Consider the following 18,655-nt stretch of genomic DNA (forward strand, 5'->3'; position numbering starts at 1 on the left):
AAGTATCAATACAAATACAAAACAATGGAATTATCAAAAATAAAATCATCACTTGAAGATGGACTTCTTTCTTTTCCAATTACAGATTTCAATCATAAAGGTGAATTTAATACTGAAACTTACGCTCAACGCCTCGAATGGTTTATAAGTCATGATGTTTCATCTGTATTTGTGGCAGGTGGAACAGGAGAGTTTTTTTCACTTTCTGCCACCGAATACGAGCAAATTGTCAATATTTCTGCCAAAACAGTAGCCGAAAGAGTGCCAGTCATTTCAAGCGTAGGTCGAAGCACCTCTGAAGCAATTGCTTTTGCGAAAATAGCCGAAAAAGCAGGCATCAATGCCCTTTTGCTTTTTCCACCTTATTTAACAGAATGCCCTCAAGATGGGGTTTTTGAATATGCAAAAACCATCATTCAAAATACGTCTTTACCTGTAATTTATTATAACCGAGGCAATGGTGTTTTATCGGCTGAATATATAAAAAAATTAGCTGATGTTTGCCCAAATTTTATTGGGTTGAAAGACGGCACAGGCAATATGCAAGATTTGAATGATACCATTAAAACGGTTGGTAAACGTCTTTCTTATATCGGTGGAGTGCCTACGGCCGAGATTATTGCCGAAGCATACTTATCTATTGGTGTCAATACTTATTCATCGGCAGCGTTCAATTTTGTGCCAGAATTAGCTAATAAATTTTATAAAAGTTTACGAGCGGGCGATAAAGCAACGGTTGAAGAAATTACCAAAAGTTTTTATATTCCATTAGTTAGATTACGTGGTAAAAAGAATGGTTATGCCGTAAGCTTAATAAAAGCGGGGGCAAAAATCATTGGTAAAAGTGCAGGAGACGTTCGTCCACCGCTCACTATGCCAACTGATGGCGAAGTTGAAGAACTTCGCCAACTTATCGAACAAAATAAGTGAAGTTTCGCTGGTGAAACGACTTAAATTTCTATAAAATTCAAAAATGTTACGACAACCGTTTGGCTATATGAAAACGGTTGTCGCAATACTAGATAAGTACTTTATTTCCAAAATAGTATTAAGTTTTATTGTTTTTTATAATCTAACATACGATTCGCCCAAGGAATAAAATACTTAAAGTTTGGAGCATCCGTATGCCCTCCATCATGTTGTCGCCAGGCCAAATGACCATCAAGCATATCTGTATTTACAGGTGGCATTTTTTCGGTCAAATAATCATTACTCACGCCAATATCTTTTACTCCTAAAAGTTTAAAAACACTTCCTGCGGCAACCGTTGCCATATAACTACCTTGTTGGTCGAGCCATTTAGCATCGCCTTTTTCGGGGATTCCATAACTAATAAATGTAGGTCTTGGTGCTGACAAAGCAATAAGTTCGTGTGAGTCAACTGGTAAATCGCAGCCTGTCTTTTTTCCAAAAGTTGCCTCAGAAGCACCATATTTCATGTAATTTCCCGCCATCCAGTAATATTCTCCACCAGTTAGACTTTCCACGGCCTCGCCAAATACCCTACGATGAAGAGTTGTGCCGCCTTTTCCTGAAGAACCTATTAAACCTATAGCAAAACGAGGCTCAAAAGCCAGTGTTACCAAAGCCGCTTTTCCGTAGCGAGAAACCCCTTCGATACCTATTTTTTTGGCATCAATTTCAGGGCAAGTTTCTAAGTAATCAAGTCCACGAGCAGCACCCCAAGCCCAGGCACGCAACGCTCCCCAATCGTCAGGTTTACGGGGTTGTCCTTTATTGACCAAACCGATGATTCCTCTTGTAATTCCTGCTCCATTGTCGGCTTGAATACTTGCAGGGTCGATCGTTGCATAACCCCAACCTGCAGCCAATAACTGCTCAGTTGGAGGTAGGTCTCCAACGGGTGGCGGAGCAAAAAAATTGGTGCCAGGCAAACGAGTGATTGGTTGATAAGCAGGGTATTGGTCGAATATTGCTTTCAATGATGGGTCATTTTTTATCATCATCTCTTTGAATGCATTGTTTATTTTTTCCATGTTTTCAAGTGATGGTTGTGCTGGAGAAGGAAACGATGGTCGCCCAAACATCATTAGCACAGGTACAGGCCCTTTAACATTGCTTGGAATGACCACCATCATATTTATATCGACATTTATGAGTGGATATTCATTGTTATCAACATGACCGATTACTTGTTTGGCAATTACTGGAATACGTCCCACAAATTCTTTATCGGTAATTTTGACTGTCCATTGTACGCTTGGAATATTTTTGGGTAAACGCCCATAAACTTCTCTTTCAATATCTTCTACCAATTCAGGGCGGCGTTTATTCCACCAAATGTCGGCGGTTGTAACTTTTGAGCCATTTTTCAACGTCAATGCATCGGGTAATTGCGGGCACGGATTGGCCAGAGATTCATCGTAGTTTGCATGATTGGGAGCAGATTCATTCCCACTTGGGCCTGGTCTTAAAGTTTTTATGCCTAAAACCTGCATCATTCGGTCGTGGTCTTGTTGGTCAGTTAATGTGACCATTCGAGGATATTTCGTACTATCAATTTTTATAGTTTGTGCTGATATTGAGCCAATAATCATAAGAAAAAAGCACAAAGAGAATGTATTTTTAATGTTCATTTTAATGGTTAAATAGCATTTAAAGATGAATTTTTGCCTGAAAATATTTTATAAAGAATAAGCAAGTTACATTTTTTTCATAACAAAACGTGTATTAAATAATTGCTTTTTGGCTGGGGAAAAAGGCTACCGTTTGACCGAAGATTTTCTTAAATAAAGCAATTGCCATATCATAAAATATCACTTCTTTCTCAATTTATGCCGAGTTGTCGAGTGCTAAAGCCTACTGGTCTATTTAAAAGCCAAATATCAAAAAATAATCTTTTGTTTATATAATTATTCAAATAAAAAAAAGTATTATTTTGCTGATATTGTTTTTATTCAACTCCCTTAATCAATGAAAAAAAAAATTAAAAATTTAAAGATTCATCTATCTGCAAAAATTGCTTTGATAGTCATTTTTTTTGCTTTTGTATTAAGTTCATTTATGTTTTCTTCGCCAATAAAAAAATTAAGTTTTGGGGAAAATTTGACTTATACTAAATCTGATACGCTGCCAAAATTGAAAATTCCTGATGGCGTTGACCCCAATGACGAAAATTGGAAAGGGATAGATTTGGAACCTAAACCGCCTGTATTGCCACTCCGAGTTGAAGATGAAAAAAAACAATTTCTCTTACCTCCAGGCTATCATATTGAAGCTGTTTTGACAGAGCCAGCCATCCAACAACCAGGAGCAATTACCTTTGACGGTAACGGAAGAATGTATGTTTTGGAACTTCGTTCGTATATGCTCAATGCCGACTCGAAAGATGAGTTAGAGCCAACGAGCAGGATTTCTCGTTGGGAAGATAAAAACAACGATGGTGTTTATGAAACTGGCACAACTTTCGTCGATAAATTGATTTTCCCTCGTTTTGTTTTGCCTTATGGCAAAGACTGTATCCTGACAATGGAGTCGGATGCTGACAATGTTTATAAATACACAGATACCAATGGCGATGGGAAAGCCGACAAAAAAGAGCTTTTTACTACAAAATATGGCCGTTCGGGCAATGTAGAACACCAACAAGCATTTATGTATTATGGCATGGATAATTGGCTTTATAGCACTGTCAACGCTTTTAGAGTACGAGAAACGCCCAATGGTGTGATTCGTGAAAAAACAGGTTTTAATAGAGCTCAATGGGGTGTAACGCACGATGATGACGGCAAACTTTGGTTTCAAGGTGGTGCAAGTGGTTTGCCTTCTTATTTTCAGTTTCCGATTCATTATGGCAATTTTGAAGTACCTAATGAATTTGCTAAAGGCTTCGATGTTCCTTGGGGAGCGGCCGTAAAAATAGCTGATATGCAAGGTGGTATGGATGAAATCAGACAACCTGATGGTTCTTTGAATCGGGTTACTGGTTCGGCAGGAAATGACGTTTATCGTGGCGACCGATTACCAGAAAATATCAAAGGACAATACTTTTATGGCGAACCTGTCGCTCGAATTGTTCGACAAATAAATCCTGTTGTAAACGAAGGCCTTACCACGCTTCACAATGTTTATCAAGACCAAAAATCTGAATTTTTACGTTCAACAGACCCACTTTTCAGGCCCGTTGATATGACAACCGCTCCTGATGGCACTTTGTATATAACAGATATGTATCATGGTATTATTCAAGAAGGACAATGGACGCAAAAAGGCACTTATTTACGCACAAAAATTGAGCAATATCAATTAGATAAAATAGTTGGCTTAGGTAGAATTTGGCGAATTACTTATGATGGGAAAGAACGTGATAAAAATCAACCAAAAATGCTTAACGAAACTTCTGCTACTTTGGTTAAGCATTTGACACATCCTAATGGTTGGAGAAGAGATGCAGCTCAACAATTAATTGTCTTGAAAAAAGACCTTTCCGTTGTTCCTGCATTAAAAACAATGGCATTGACAAATAAAAATGTTTTAGCCAGAATTCATGCTATTTGGTCTTTAGAAGGGCTTAATGCCTTGAAAACTGACGTGGTTCGACAATTATTAAAAGACCCAAATCCTCGTATACGTATTCAGGCATTGCGTGCGAGCGAAACTTTATATAAAGCTGGAGCAAAAGAATTAGAAGCAGATTACAAAACCACTATGAACGACCCAAATACTGACGTAGTGATTCAAACGATGCTTACTTCCAAAATTTTAAAGTTACCAGATTTAGAAAATGGAATAAAAACGGCGATGGCAAATAATAAAGCGGCAGGTATAAAATTGGTTGGTGAACAAATAATTACACCACCAAAACCACGAAATATGGGGCCATTCGGTGGCGTTGAACTTAGCAAAGAACAGAAAGAAATTGTTGACAGAGGTGCGGTTATTTATAATGAATTGTGTTCGCAATGTCATGGCAATAATGGCATGGGAACGCCTGCAGGAAATGGTAAGTTGATTGCACCGGCATTGGCGGGTTCTCAACGTGTGCAAGCTCATCCTGAATATGCAATCAAAGTGGTTCTGCACGGAATGGAAGGAGCAATAGATGGGAAAACGTATGCTGGTGGCATGATGGCGAGCATGAAAGACCATGATGATGTTTGGGTTTCTGATGTAATTTCGTATATACGTAATGGTTTGTCAAATGACGCTTCTTTGATTACACCCAAACAAGTGGCTAAAATTCGAGCAAATACGGCCAATCAAGTAGGTATTTTTCAATATGAAAAACTTATCAAATCAACGCCTAAAGAATTTCAAATAGCCGATGGTTTGAAGATAACAGCCAGCCATACAGCGTCAACCCGCATTGGAGGGAATGTTTCGCCTCAAAGTGCTTTCACTTATGAAGGTTGGTCAACTGGAAAAAAACAAGAAAAAGGGATGTGGTATCAAGTAGAATTCCCTAAAAGTGTGAGTCTTTCTGAACTTCAGTTTAATGTTGCTCCCATAAGAAGATTTACACCGCCAAAACCAAATACACCACCTGCACCACCACAAACAATGCAAACTTTTCCACGAAAATATAGTATTGAAACCTCTATCGATGGAAATGTTTGGGAAGAAAATATCAAACAACTCGTTGGAAATGAGGGCGATAATACTGTTCTTTTGAGTACGCCAAAGGTAAAGTTTTTAAGAATAAAATTAGATGAAGGATTAGAGAAAGAAACCGAAGAAATTCCTTGGACAATGCGTCAAGTTAAAATATTTGGACAAAATTAATTTTACTAAGAAACATCATTTTTCAAAAGTAGGCAGAAAGCAATCATTATTTTCATAAAAAAATAATGATTGCTTTTGTTTTGTATCCGAAATTGTTACTTTTTTATTGACAACTTGAAAATGGGTTGTTGGATGGCGGTTAATAGCTGTTTCGAGTTTTTTGATTATTTTTGCAAAAAAAACTAAAAAATTAATTTAAAATGGCTGAATTTCCTCCTTGCCCCAAATGTAATAGCGAATACACTTATCCGAGCGATGCTCTTTTGGTGTGTCCTGAGTGTTTTTATGAATGGAATCCTGAAGAAGTCGAAACAGAAGATACAAGCTCAGGTTTAAAAGTATTAGATTCTAATGGCAATGAATTAAAAGACGGCGATACAGTAGTTGTAATTAAAGACCTGCCCGTAAAAGGAGCTCCAAAACCAGTTAAAGCAGGCACTAAAGTAAAAAATATTCGCCTTACTGATGGCGACCACAATATTGACTGCAAAATTGATGGATTTGGTTCGATGGGACTAAAATCTGAATTTGTTAGAAAAGCCTAAAAAAATGTTTAGCATATTTCAGATAATCAACTATTTGGAATATGCTTTTTCTTTCATTTAACGGTGTTAATTTAAGCCTTTTTTTTGTTAAATTTCTCCTTTTAAATTCTATTTTCCCTTAAAATTGATGTTGTTTTATCATAAAATAAATTGTTGTAAAAGTTAATCAAACACTTTTTTCAAACTCCTTTTTTTGAAAATATGGCCGAATTTATTTCGCTTAAAAACTGCCCTCCTACCCTGTCCAAATCAAAATGTAGTTAATATCCTTTTATGATTTTTTTTGGAGTGGAGAAGAATAATTTTTGCTTTGAAATGAAAACAGAATAATGGGAAAACTCCAATCTCACTTTTAAGAAATTAATATTTTTGAGTGCTTCAAGATTCTAACCAATCAGTTGAAAATCAAATATCACATCTTTGGGTTATTTGTTCAATTTATGCGATATTTGATTCTAAAATCACGCTATTCCATCAGAATCGACTAGTTCCTATGAGAAAATATACCTTTTTCGTGCTATTGTTTTTTATTTTTGCTCATCATGTTTTCTCGCAAAATTTTACCAACACGCTGTCAAACGGTTCGTTAAAGGTCGCAGAAAACAAACATTTTTTGGTGCATGAAAATGGAAAGCCATTCTTTTGGCTTGGTGATACAGCGTGGGAGCTTTTCCATCGGTTGAATAGAGAACAAGCCGATTATTATTTAAAAAGACGTGCCGAGCAAGGTTATACCGTTATTCAGGCTGTTGCGTTAGCCGAATTTGATGGACTTCATACCCCGAACGCTAATGGTGATTTACCGCTCAATTATGACGATCCAACGCAACCCAACGAACGTTATTTTCAACACGTTGATTACATCATAGATAAGGCTGCAGAAAATGGTTTATTTATTGCTTTTTTACCTACTTGGGGCGATAAAATATTTAAAAATATGTGGGGAAAAGGACCAGAAGTTTTTACTCCTGAAAATGCCAAAACTTATGGAAAATGGTTGGCAAACCGTTATAAAAACAAGAAAAATTTGATTTGGGTTTTAGGTGGCGACCGTAATCCAAGAGAAGGTACTAATGATGTTCAAATTTGGCGTGCTTTGGCATCAGGAATTATTGAAGGAATCGGTAACGCCGACCAAGCCTTGATAAGTTATCACCCACAACCAAATCAACTTGGTTCGGGAGAATGGTTTCATAACGACAACTGGCTAGATTTTAATATGTTTCAAAACGGGCATTGTCGTGACCAACCTATTTATGATAAAATTTCAGCTTCTTATAATCGAATACCAGCCAAACCTGTTTTAGATGCTGAACCGATTTATGAAGACCATCCTGTTTGTTTTAATGCGAAAGAGTTTGGTACTTCAAGCCCTTACGATGTACGAAAATACGCATATCTTGATGTTTTTGCTGGTGCTTTTGGTCATACTTACGGTTGTCATGATATTTGGCAAATGTACTCGCCTTACCGCGAAGCTGTTAATGGACCACATATTTATTGGCAGGAAGCTCTCGAATTGCCTGGTGCAAATCAGATGAAATTTGTAAGAAAGTTGATAGAGTCTCGTCCAATTTTAGATAGAATTCCTGACCAATCTTTGATTGTCGAAAATAATTTACACGCTGCCGAGCGGATTCAAGCTACTCGTGGTAATGATTACGCATTTATTTATCTTGCTGAAGGAAGACCATTTACAGTTAATTTAGGAAAAATAACTGGTTCAAAAATATCGGCTCTTTGGTATAATCCTCGAAATGGTGAAAGCAAAGAAGCAGGAGCTTTTGATAATCGTGGGCAACAAAAGTTTACTCCTCCTTCAACAGGATATGGGCAAGATTGGATTTTAATCTTGGATGATGAAAGCAGAAAATATGCTAAGCCTTAGCTATCATTCGGCAAGCTTTGATGTTTGTTCGACCTTTGATAAATGGGTTTTCAATGCCTCATTTTCATTAATGTAGTGCTGCAATTGGCCTTTTAAATAGGCAACTTGAGAAAGCAACGCATCGACTGTTCTGTCAGTCTCATCCCATGGAGCTGCTTCGTTTAAGTGTTTGGCTTGGTTTGCATATCCTCTGCAAGTTGAACTGCAATATTTTGCTGTCGAACGATTAGCAAAATAAACGGTCCCACAGTACAAACAGGTTTTTTCAAATACTTTTGCGTTATACTTAAATTTACTTCGGTCTAATGTAGGCATATCTTATTTAAAATAATAGAGTAAATATAATTAGGTAAAATTTAATATCAAAATAAAAACGCAATAATAACATTATAAAAATGTTTAATATTATTCCAAAACCCTATTAACTTATAATTTTTCTCATTTCTCCAACAATAACTTCAAAATATTGACTTTATTAATCAATATTTCACAATTTTTTCGAGACTTCAAATTATCCGAAAGTTTTTTAATTTCTTCTAAAAGAGCCAGCTTTTCTGTTTTTTCATCATCTCTCAATTTATTTTTTTCAGCACTCTTTATATCTGTCAATGACGTTATTGAATCCTTCTCGAAAGCTGTTCCTGCCAAATCTTGAATTTCTTTCTTACTTAATTTGCTTACTCCTTGTAAAACCTCGTTCCGCAAATCCTTTGAAAGTTTTGTCATTCCTTCAGCAAATTTTCCGTCATTTTTTATGGTTCGTGACGTAACATTAAATGTTTTGGCTAAACTTTCAGCAACATTGACAGCTGGCTCAACTCCACCTTTCTGAACAGTCTGAAGAGCAATACCTCGATTACCTTTTTGTGAGTTATATTTCAAACCTCGGTAATATGATTCTTCTTCGAGCGTCAAATTTCGACGACCAATTTGCAAATCAATCATATACTCCTTTACATCCTCAATCGATTCAAAAACTTTCAACGCTATTTTGAAATCAATTTTATTCTTTTTACAAATATTATAGCGATTATGCCCATCGACTAAAACGTAAACCGAAAGTTCGGAGTCTCCCCTACCCAAATCATACTCCGATGTTTCCCACAAAACAAGAGCATCTTGACAGCCATGAATCACAATATTTTGTTCTAATTGTGTAAATTGTTCGAGCGTGAGTGGTCGTATAAATTCCTGTAATTCAGGTAAAATTTCAATACTGCTCTTTACTCTTTCAACATCATTAAAAGCCCCCAAAGCGGTCGGTTTTGGTGTATTATGAATTACGGTAAGTTCTTGTGCTTTCTTTTTAAATAACTCTTTTTTAGATGCCATTGTATTGATGATTAGGATTTAATATTCACTTGATGCTACTTCATGAGCTAAGTCCATGTATTGTTTTGCCGCCTTAGATTTACTATCAAATTGAAAAATATCTTCATTCAAATATTGACTTTGCTTAATGACTGTCAAATTTTCTAAAATACTTTTAAATACAGGAATCGTTGGATAAGTATCTGATACATTTTCCATAATGGCTTGATGAATCGTTTGATTGAGATGCACCATCGTAAACAAAAACCCTCTTACTTTTAAGGTCAGATTAGTATATTCTTTTACATTATCAATTTTTTCAATCAAATTACGAACCCCATTAAAGGCCGAACTTTCTGGTTGAATTGGTATCAAGCATTCGGTCGAAGCATTCAATGCTGAAATTGTCATAATTCCCAACGAAGGCGGGCAATCAAAAAGAATAAAGTCATATTGGTCAGTTAATGAATGTATTTTTCTGGCTAAACGCATTTCAGAACCCACCTCTGTAATAAGTTTAATCTCATAAGTGGCCATCTTGATATCAGACGGAGAAAGATGAAGATTTTCTTCTATTTCGATAATGGGCAACGGCTCTCTCGTAATGAGCGATTCTATTACTTGCTTTTCAGGATTATGCACACCAAAACACTGTGACAAGTTTCCTTGCGAATCCATATCTACTAATAAAACTTTGTATCCTAAAATAGATAATGCTTTCCCTAAATTAATGGTTGTGGTGGTCTTCCCTACTCCACCTTTATGGTTAATCAAAGAAATACAACGAGCTTTTGCAAACATCTGCTCTGAGTACCCATAATTTCTGATTGCAACTTCTAATTTTTCAAGATGTTTACTTGAAAAAGCTTGAACGCCTTCGAGTGCTTTATATATAGTTGTAGATGGAATTCCTGCTTCTTTTTCTAACTGAGTTCTATTAATAGACGGTTTCGATAAAAGAAATTTACGTAATATTTCGGTGGTAATCATAGTTAATGAATGTTTTTGAAACACAAATATATATAAAATAATATTTATACACTTTATATATATGTTTTTTTATATTTTTCATTTCCCATAAGTGAACGGTTTTCACTTATAGCATTTTTAGCACTTTTTTGAGTGAAAGTACAAATAAAATAATCGTAATTTTCAACCGATTTTCCCATAAGTGAACGGTTTTCACTTATGGCATTTTTAGCACTTTTTTGAGTAAACAGACGGCTAAAATAATCCTAATTTTCAACCGCTTTTCTCATAAGTGAACGGTTTTCACTTATGGAGTTTTTAGAACTTTTTTGAGTGAAAGTACAAATAAAGTAATCGTAATTTTCAACCGATTTTCCCATAAGTGAACGGTTTTCACTTATGGAGTTTTTAGCACTTTTTTTGAGTGAAAGTATAAATAAAATAATCGTAATTTTCAACTGCCTTCTCTATAAGTGAACGGTTTTCACTTATGGCATTTTTAGCACTTTTTTGAGTGAAAGTACAAATAAAGTAATCGTAATTTTCAACCGATTTTCCCATAAGTGAACGGTTTTCACTTATGGAGTTTTTAGCACTTTTTTGAGTGAAAGAACCAATAAAGTAATCGAAAAATCCAACCAATTACTTTTATGTATTTATATAACATTTTTGGGGGAGTAAAATTGACTTAAAAATAACCAAATTGATTAAGATACCCCAAAAATGTTATATTTAAGTTTGTGTCATTTATAAAACATAACTATTTGATAATAAACACTTTATGCAAATTTCAAAAAAAATTTAATTTTACATATATTCTAACAAACCACGTAACTACTTGATTATAAGGCAATTGAGACTAAATACTTATTACCAACTAAGTATAACAAAATTGGGAGTTAAGTCATATTACATACTTTTATAAACAATTCCCCATTTTTGTTATATTTCTTATTTATAACAAAAATGGGGCGGCGGAGATGTTATTTTAAATAAATCCTGCTTTTTCATCTATTATTTTTTGTTTTAATTTCAATATTATTTAAAAAAACATCAACAAAAAATTGTGTTTGTTGTCTTTTAATCTTTTTAATTATCTTTTTAATCTTTTTCGCTACCCATAAATGCTTGATTATCAGTTTATTATGAGCTTTATTATAACAAAAATGGGGAATACTATAACATTTTTGGGGATTGTTATAACAAAAATGGGGAATACTATAACAAAATTGGGGAATATTATATCAATTTTGGGGATTGTATAACAAAATTGGGGCAAATATAACATTTTAAAATAAAGTGTTATATTTGTTTTGTTAATAGCTGAATAAAAACCCTATGAAACAGAAACAGGAGGTAAGCAGAACCGTAAAATTAATAAAGAAATCAAACGATTTGGTTGAAGGTCGTTACAGATTTGATATTTGGGAAACCAGAGTGTTTACCAAAATGCTTACATTGATAAGAATGGACGATGAAGATTTTAAAGAATATCGAATTTTTTTAAAAGATGTTGTGCATGATTTTGGCTTGTCGCACAAAAATGCTTACAAGTTGCTAAAAGATGGAGCGAAAGGTTTGACAAAGAAAGAAATCAGAATAATAAGAGACACGCCCGAAGGATTGAAGGAATTTCAAACACACATAGCGGTGGGTGTAGATAGTTTTGTGAAAGATGGAAACTATTTGGATATATCGTTTCATCCGAAGATGAAGCCTTTTTTATTGCAACTTCAGACGCAATTTTTAATGTATGATATTCGGAATGTATTGAGCATCCAAAGTTCATTTTCGGTAAGGATTTATGAATTATTAAAGCAATACGAAACGATTGGTAAAAGGCGGTTTAGTATTCAAGACTTAAAAGAAATGCTCGATGTTCAAGATAAATATCCGCTTTATGCGAATTTTAAACAGAGAGTAATATTGAAAGCCCAAGAAGATTTGGAGAAAAGTACGGATATTAGATTTACGTTTGAGGAAATTAAGTCAGGAAAACAGGTTACAGAATTAGTATTTCATATTATTAGAAATAAAGAAATCTTAGAATTAAGGCAAAACAATATTTTACCAACAAAAAAAACAAAGGAAGAGCTTATTGTAATTAATGAAATAGAGCAAGAACTATTTAATTTGGTAAAAGATTTTAAAGGAGCTAATTTGAAAAGTATCCAAAATTGGCTAAAAACCTATCCAGCGGATTACGTAAAATCGAGAATAACTTTGGTTAAAAATCTGCTTCAAGTAGGGCAAAAAGTTGATAATCCGATGGGATTTATTCAATCTTTAATGATACAACCAAATATTTTTGACCCAATTCAAGAAGAAAAAGAAGCACTAGAGGCCAATAAACAGAAAGCCAAACAACAAGAACTTGCCAAACAACAGGAACAGAATAAAGAGCAGCTTCTGCAAGCGTTGAAAGACGAATATGAAGAAAGTAGAATAGCATTGATGAATACTATTTTTACAAAATATCCAGATTTATCGAAAGAATTTTTGACAGATTTAAGAAATAAACGCAATAAAGAAAATGCCCCCTTTATTGTACAATTGGCCTATGACCATTACATCACAGATATTGATGGATTAGCACCAGCAAGCAAAGAAGAAATTATCTATAATCACAGACTTGGCGGCAGCTTTAGTGCATTGCTTATTGAGTGGTTTGACGTTAATTTTATGAATGAAATGAATGAAATGAATGAACAGTTTAAAGAAAAAGTACAATCAATAAATTTATAAAAATGCACATTATTTTCATCGGTTTATTGATTATTTTAAGTCGATTCGTTATAAATAGCTTATTTTTTTAAGCATTTTATCATTTTAGAATATAATAGTTTTTCGTCGATTGGTTTTGAAATGTAATCATTCATGCCGACGGCCAAACATTTGTCCACGTCAACAGTTGTAACATCAGCAGTGAGAGCAATAATTGGAATGTTAGATTTTAACTCTTGGCGAATATACGTTGTGGCTTCAAAACCATTCATTTCGGGCATTTGCAAATCCATCAAAATTATATCATACGGTACTTGATTGGCAAGCGAATTTGCTACAAGCATATCTACGGCAATTTTTCCATTCTCGGCAATATCAACCACAAAATCCAAGTCGGCTAATATTATTTTTATCAATAATTGATTGAGTGCCATATCTTCAGCCACCAAAACTTTTATGTTTTGAAGCTCATCTTTTGCAGAAATAGTATTGGTGAGATTCGATTTTTCCTCAATTTGGGTATTTGGTTGAGTTGTTTCAAAATCCAATACAAAACCGAAAGTCGAGCCTTTTCCCAGTTCACTACTAACGATGATGATGCCACCTTGTAACTCTACTAATTGTTTCACGATGGCAAGCCCTAAGCCAGTTCCGCCATAAGAGCTGCTAGTTTCTTTGTGAGCTTGTTCAAAATTGTTGAAAATATGTTCGAGTTTATTTTTTCTTATGCCAATGCCAGTATCGGTTAATTTAAACTCGATGCTTACTTTTTTTGTATTTTTACTTAGCATCCGAATACTCATCGTAATTTTTCCTTCTGTTGTAAATTTCACCGCATTACTTACAAGATTTAAGATTATTTGACGTAAACGCATTTGGTCACCGAGTAATATTTGAGGAATTCGCTCATCATATTCTTTATTAAACTCTAGGTTTTTTTCATTGATTTTAGCTTCAAATAACTGAATCATGGTATCAATTGAAACGGATAAATTAAACGGCGATTGCTCAAAAGTCATTTTTCCTGCATCTACTTTGGCAAGGTCCAGAATATCGTTAATTAAAATAACCAGTGCATCGCCCGATACTTTAATAGCATTTATGTATTCTTTTTGAGTTACATCCAACTCAGTTTTTAAGACAATATTCGTAAAGCCAATAATGGCATTCATTGGCGTACGGATTTCGTGACTCATGTTTGACAAAAATTGCTGTTTAGCCTTTACTGCATCTTCGGCTATTTGGGTTTTTAAATCTGCATTATTTTTGGCTTCTATCAATTCTCTTTTTGTAGCAACCTGAGGCGTAACTTCATCAGCAATAATAACGACGCCCGAAATAGTTGCGTCTGATTCGTGGTAAGGTTGGTAAACAAAGTTAAAATAGACATCCTCTATTTTTCCGTTGCGTAGTAAGGATGTTTGCGATTCATAGCCTTGAAAAGGAACACCAGTTGAATAAACATTATCAATTATATGTGGAAATGGTGTGTTTTTTATTTCGGGTAATATCTGGAGCAATGGTTTTCCTTCAATTTCTTGTCCTTTTCCCCACATTTCCTTCAAACTATCATTGGCAAGTGTCACCACCATGTCTTTGCCTTGCATGATTGCAAAAGCAAATGGCGATTGCATAAGTAGCATATTGTAGCGTTTATTACTATCTTCGATAACTTTTAGGGCTTTTTTCTCGGCTTCTAATTGTATTTCTAAAACCTTTTTTTGTTTTACTTCCAATTCGATCGCTAATCGTTTTACTTCCGTAATATCGGCAATTGTTAATACAATCAATTCTTCATTTTGACTTTCTTGAACAATTCGGTGGGCATTGAGTAACATTGTTTTCTGGCCAATTACAGGAAAAGTTTGTTCCACTTCAAAATCATGAAAACGAATATTTTTTGGAACAATATCTTCGAGCAATTCTCTTAATGGAGGAATATTCCATAGATTGTTACCTAATTTATACAACGAGATGCCTGTAATGTCATCTTCGTTGGTATTAAACATTTTGCAGAAAGATTTATTAGCCGATTTAATTCTAATATTTTTGTCAAGAATAAGCACAGGCTCATGTACTGTAGAAATGATGCCTTCGTAGTAAGTATATAATTCTTCAATTTGTTGAATTCTTGCATGAAGTTCCTGATTACTGGTTGTAAGCTCCTCGTTGGTTGACTCAATTTCTTCTTTTGATGTTTCAAGCTCTTCGTTTAGGCTCTGTAATTCTTCATTGCTCGAAATTATTTCTTCATTGGCACTTTGCAATTCTTCATTGGCGGCTTCTTGGTCGTGTGTAATTGAACCCATATCTGCTCTTGCTGCGGCCAATTCTTCTTCTAATTTTTTTATTCTTCGGTCTTTGGCAATAGAATTATTCTTTGAACCCGACAATGGATATTCGGGTAATTCCATTTGTTGACCAGTAAAAACTACAATTAATAATGGTTCTTCGCCTTCAACTTTAAGTGGAGCAACTTCAATATTGACAATTTGTACGGTGTTTTTTTCAACATCACGATTCATTTCGATACCTGTTTTCCTAACAATTTGTTTGGTTTTTATGGCATGATGAATGGCATTTCGTAACTCAAAAGTGATTTCGAGATGAGCCATTTTTAGAATATTGAAGCTAGCTTTACCCGATGAATTTTGGAGATAGGAAGCAGTTAAACCTTTAAACTGCAGAATTTCTAAATCATAATTGATAATCACGCTTGCTGGCACATATTGAGAAAGTAGCACCGAATCAAAGGCATTGCCAAGATTACCATTTGCCGAAATTGGTGTTTTTTTCGGAATAATATTCGCTAGAATACTTGAATCAGGCAAAATTATCTTAGAAATATGGGTTTTAATATCTGGATTCCTGTATAATCCCGAATTTTTTTTGCGGGAATAGAACTTGAATTTTTTATTCAGGACATTGAAAAGCTGGGCAGAAGTTCCGATTGTTTCCGATTTTCCGAGCATCAAATATCCTTCTTCATTCAATGCATAATGAAAAGTACTTATCGCTTTTTTTTGGGCTGACGTATCTAAGTAAATAAGAAAATTACGGCAACTGATAAAATCCATGCGTGAAAAAGGCGGGTCGTTCAAAATATTGTGTTGAGCAAACACACATACATCCCGCAGAGATTTGGTAATACGATATTTATCTTTTGATTTTACAAAAAAATGTTGGAGACGTTTTGCCGATACATTTTTAAGTTGATTGATAGAATATTCGCCATTGCGGGCGATACTTATTGCTTCGGCACTTAGGTCGGAAGCAAAAATCTGAAAAGGAATATTGATAGCTCTATTTTGCTGTATTTCGAGTAGAATCATGGCAATTGAATATACTTCTTCGCCAGTTGCACAGGCCGCTACCCAAATTCTGAGTGTGTCGTCTGGCGTTTTACTTTTGAGTAAACGAGGTAAAATTATCTTTTTCAACAATAAAAATGCTTCAGTATCTCTAAAAAACTCGGTTACATTTATTAATAAGTCTTGATAAAGAATATCAACTTCATTGTTTATTTGAAGGAGCAAATCGGCATATTGGTCGATTGATTTTATTTTATGAATCAACATTCGGCGGAGCATTCGCCGCTTGATTGTATTCATTTTGTAATGGCTAAAATCAACGTTTTTTCTCTTGTGTAGCAGGTCAAGAATTATTTTTAAATCAGGGTTATTGTTATCAATGGCATCTTCTGGAGTTGGTTTTATGGAATGTCGTTTGATTAATGGATGTTTGCTCATCCATGTCAATTCAATTCCAATCTCTTTTGGTGATAAAACAAAGTCAACAACTCCTTCTGCAATGGCAGAATGGGGCATACTTGTAAATTTAGCAGAATCATCCTGAGCGAAGGTTATTCCACCTGCCTGTTTAATCTCTTTTAGCCCACGAGTACCATCGCTTGCACTACCCGAAAGCACAATACCGATAACATTTTCTTTATGGGTTTCAGCTAATGAAGAAAATAATATATCAATCGAAATAGGGGAGCCTCCTTTGGTTCGTGGCGTTAGCTTAATATGCCCGTCAATTACTTCAACCCCTTTATTGTATGGAATCACATAGACATTGTCGGGCTGCATTTTTTCCATATTATCAATGTCTTGTACTTTCATAGCTGTTACTTTCGATAAAAGTGGCGTTAGCATACTTTTATGGTCTGGACTGAGATGTTGAACAAAAATATAAGCCATGCCAGTGTTAGGCGAGAGGTTTTGCAGGAGCTGGGTGATTGCGTCCAAACCGCCTGCGGAAGCTCCAATTGCGACCACCGTAAACGGATTGTTTATTTCATTATCTAAAATAGGCGTTTCTTCCTTGATTATTTCAATGCTTGGTTCGGGTTCTGATTTTGCATTTTTGATAATAAGTTTTTTTTGTGTAGAAAGAGTTTTTTTAGAAGTCGTTTTCATGTGTACCTGCGGTTATAAGCGAAGGTAACGTTAAATACTTGTCTATTTGGGTTTTTGGATTAAAGTTTAGAATTAAATCCAAATAATGAAGATAATATTAAAATAAATCGCCAAAATGCTAATAATGAATGATTTACAAAAATTTTATGCACAAAATAAATATAAAGTTTAATTGCACTTTTTGATTGAACTATGTTATTTCAATACTAAAAGAAAACGTACAATGTGTGAATGTTGTAAGTCTTTTATGAAATTTTGTAACACTTAGGCTAGCCATGTAAATTACCTTTGAAGACTATTTTATAGCGAAAATTTTTGGTAATAAACAAAATCATCAAAATATGAAAAATACTTTTTTCTTAATCAGTATGATAGGTATCGTGCTAATGTTCAATGCTTGCACACCTTATGTTAGTACGCGTCCACCAGATGTTGTTACTACTCGCCCGATGAGTCCGAGCAATTCTCATGTTTGGGTTGAAGGAAATTGGGTCTATAATCGTGGAACTCACTCTTATACAAGAAATAATGGCTATTGGTCAAAACCCAATCGTGGACGTTCGTATAAAGAAGGACAATGGAGAACAACTCGACGTGGAAATCATTGGGTTCAAGGCCGATGGAGATAAAATTTTGTGGTAACGTTTATTTATAAACGTTATAAATGTTTAGGAAATTTTTAAATCTACCTAACAATCGGATTATTACAATATTTCAAGAAATTAAATTTCTTGAAATATTGTCTCAAACAAATTACGCTAATTTTACATTTACAGCGTTAAGACCTTTTCTGCCATTTTCGAGATTAAAAACAACTTTGTCTCCTTCTCTAACATCATCAACAAGGCCTGAAATATGTACAAATACTTCTTCATTACTAGCATCAACCGTTATAAAACCAAACCCTTTAGAGTTATTGAAAAACTTTACAATTCCTGAATCTATTTTATTAAAAAAACATTAGTGAATTGCAATGTAATTAATTACAAGCAATTTTTTATCAATTACGAATTATAAATTGATATGTCGAGTAGGGGAGAAGCGTTATATTTTGA

Annotated in this window: 12 protein-coding genes; 6 read left to right on the top strand and 6 right to left on the bottom strand. The window is 34.6% G+C overall.

Annotated elements, in window-relative coordinates; translation table 11 throughout:
• Positions 1-24 precede the first annotated feature (24 nt).
• Complete coding sequence (gene kdgD / locus MJQ71_RS20120; protein WP_238808741.1) at positions 25-930, top strand: 5-dehydro-4-deoxyglucarate dehydratase; 906 nt, start codon at positions 25-27, stop codon at positions 928-930.
• A gap of 125 nt (positions 931-1,055) precedes the next feature.
• Here kdgD and MJQ71_RS20125 read toward each other — a convergent pair whose 3' ends face one another.
• Positions 1,056-2,558 carry a glucuronyl esterase domain-containing protein gene (locus MJQ71_RS20125; protein WP_238808742.1) on the bottom strand — a complete coding sequence of 501 codons (1,503 nt, stop codon included), beginning with the start codon at positions 2,556-2,558 and terminating at the stop codon, positions 1,056-1,058.
• Between the two features lie 376 nt (positions 2,559-2,934).
• Here MJQ71_RS20125 and MJQ71_RS20130 point away from each other — a divergent pair, with 376 nt between their 5' ends.
• From MJQ71_RS20130 to MJQ71_RS20140, 3 genes are all read left to right on the top strand, one after another.
• Complete coding sequence (locus MJQ71_RS20130; protein WP_238808743.1) at positions 2,935-5,742, top strand: DUF7133 domain-containing protein; 2,808 nt, start codon at positions 2,935-2,937, stop codon at positions 5,740-5,742.
• Between the two features lie 200 nt (positions 5,743-5,942).
• Complete coding sequence (locus MJQ71_RS20135) at positions 5,943-6,287, top strand: zinc ribbon domain-containing protein YjdM (RefSeq protein WP_238808744.1); 345 nt, start codon at positions 5,943-5,945, stop codon at positions 6,285-6,287.
• 493 nt (positions 6,288-6,780) lie between these two features.
• Positions 6,781-8,175, top strand: a complete 1,395-nt coding sequence (locus tag MJQ71_RS20140) for a glycoside hydrolase family 140 protein (protein ID WP_238808745.1) — start codon at positions 6,781-6,783, stop codon at positions 8,173-8,175.
• A gap of 3 nt (positions 8,176-8,178) precedes the next feature.
• On the opposite strand, the gene MJQ71_RS20145 is transcribed toward MJQ71_RS20140, so the two are convergent.
• The 3 genes from MJQ71_RS20145 to MJQ71_RS20155 all read right to left on the bottom strand — a co-directional run bounded on the left by MJQ71_RS20145 (position 8,179) and on the right by MJQ71_RS20155 (position 10,476).
• Positions 8,179-8,490 carry a hypothetical protein gene (locus MJQ71_RS20145; RefSeq protein ID WP_238808746.1) on the bottom strand — a complete coding sequence of 104 codons (312 nt, stop codon included), beginning with the start codon at positions 8,488-8,490 and terminating at the stop codon, positions 8,179-8,181.
• Between the two features lie 123 nt (positions 8,491-8,613).
• The gene (locus MJQ71_RS20150) at positions 8,614-9,507 is read right to left on the bottom strand and encodes a ParB N-terminal domain-containing protein (protein WP_238808747.1); all 894 of its coding nucleotides are present in this window, start codon (positions 9,505-9,507) and stop codon (positions 8,614-8,616) included.
• Positions 9,508-9,525: 18 nt separating this feature from the next.
• The gene (locus MJQ71_RS20155) at positions 9,526-10,476 is read right to left on the bottom strand and encodes a ParA family protein (RefSeq protein ID WP_238808748.1); all 951 of its coding nucleotides are present in this window, start codon (positions 10,474-10,476) and stop codon (positions 9,526-9,528) included.
• 1,317 nt (positions 10,477-11,793) lie between these two features.
• Here MJQ71_RS20155 and MJQ71_RS20160 point away from each other — a divergent pair.
• Positions 11,794-13,200: a replication initiation protein gene (locus MJQ71_RS20160; RefSeq protein WP_238808749.1), complete on the top strand. Its 1,407-nt coding sequence runs from the start codon at positions 11,794-11,796 to the stop codon at positions 13,198-13,200.
• Positions 13,201-13,259: 59 nt separating this feature from the next.
• Here the strand turns inward: MJQ71_RS20160 and MJQ71_RS20165 are convergent, their stop codons facing one another.
• Positions 13,260-17,600: a CheR family methyltransferase gene (locus MJQ71_RS20165; RefSeq protein ID WP_238808750.1), complete on the bottom strand. Its 4,341-nt coding sequence runs from the start codon at positions 17,598-17,600 to the stop codon at positions 13,260-13,262.
• A 341-nt stretch (positions 17,601-17,941) separates the two neighbouring features.
• Between MJQ71_RS20165 and MJQ71_RS20170 the strand changes: the two genes are divergently transcribed.
• Complete coding sequence (locus MJQ71_RS20170) at positions 17,942-18,229, top strand: DUF995 domain-containing protein (RefSeq protein ID WP_238808751.1); 288 nt, start codon at positions 17,942-17,944, stop codon at positions 18,227-18,229.
• 124 nt (positions 18,230-18,353) lie between these two features.
• On the opposite strand, the gene MJQ71_RS20175 is transcribed toward MJQ71_RS20170, so the two are convergent.
• Positions 18,354-18,545: a cold-shock protein gene (locus MJQ71_RS20175; protein WP_238808780.1), complete on the bottom strand. Its 192-nt coding sequence runs from the start codon at positions 18,543-18,545 to the stop codon at positions 18,354-18,356.
• Between the last annotated feature and the right edge of the window lie 110 nt (positions 18,546-18,655).

Origin of the sequence: Emticicia aquatica (genome assembly GCF_923079645.1) — a bacterium.
GTDB lineage: Bacteria > Bacteroidota > Bacteroidia > Cytophagales > Spirosomataceae > Emticicia > Emticicia aquatica.

Coding starts and splice junctions, on each gene's coding strand:
- kdgD (WP_238808741.1), top strand. CDS start 25: ATGGAATTATCAAAAATAAAATCATCACTTGAAGATGGACTTCTTTCT.
- MJQ71_RS20125 (WP_238808742.1), bottom strand. CDS start 2,558: ATGATTATTGGCTCAATATCAGCACAAACTATAAAAATTGATAGTACG.
- MJQ71_RS20130 (WP_238808743.1), top strand. CDS start 2,935: ATGAAAAAAAAAATTAAAAATTTAAAGATTCATCTATCTGCAAAAATT.
- MJQ71_RS20135 (WP_238808744.1), top strand. CDS start 5,943: ATGGCTGAATTTCCTCCTTGCCCCAAATGTAATAGCGAATACACTTAT.
- MJQ71_RS20140 (WP_238808745.1), top strand. CDS start 6,781: ATGAGAAAATATACCTTTTTCGTGCTATTGTTTTTTATTTTTGCTCAT.
- MJQ71_RS20145 (WP_238808746.1), bottom strand. CDS start 8,490: ATGCCTACATTAGACCGAAGTAAATTTAAGTATAACGCAAAAGTATTT.
- MJQ71_RS20150 (WP_238808747.1), bottom strand. CDS start 9,507: ATGGCATCTAAAAAAGAGTTATTTAAAAAGAAAGCACAAGAACTTACC.
- MJQ71_RS20155 (WP_238808748.1), bottom strand. CDS start 10,476: ATGATTACCACCGAAATATTACGTAAATTTCTTTTATCGAAACCGTCT.
- MJQ71_RS20160 (WP_238808749.1), top strand. CDS start 11,794: ATGAAACAGAAACAGGAGGTAAGCAGAACCGTAAAATTAATAAAGAAA.
- MJQ71_RS20165 (WP_238808750.1), bottom strand. CDS start 17,600: ATGAAAACGACTTCTAAAAAAACTCTTTCTACACAAAAAAAACTTATT.
- MJQ71_RS20170 (WP_238808751.1), top strand. CDS start 17,942: ATGAAAAATACTTTTTTCTTAATCAGTATGATAGGTATCGTGCTAATG.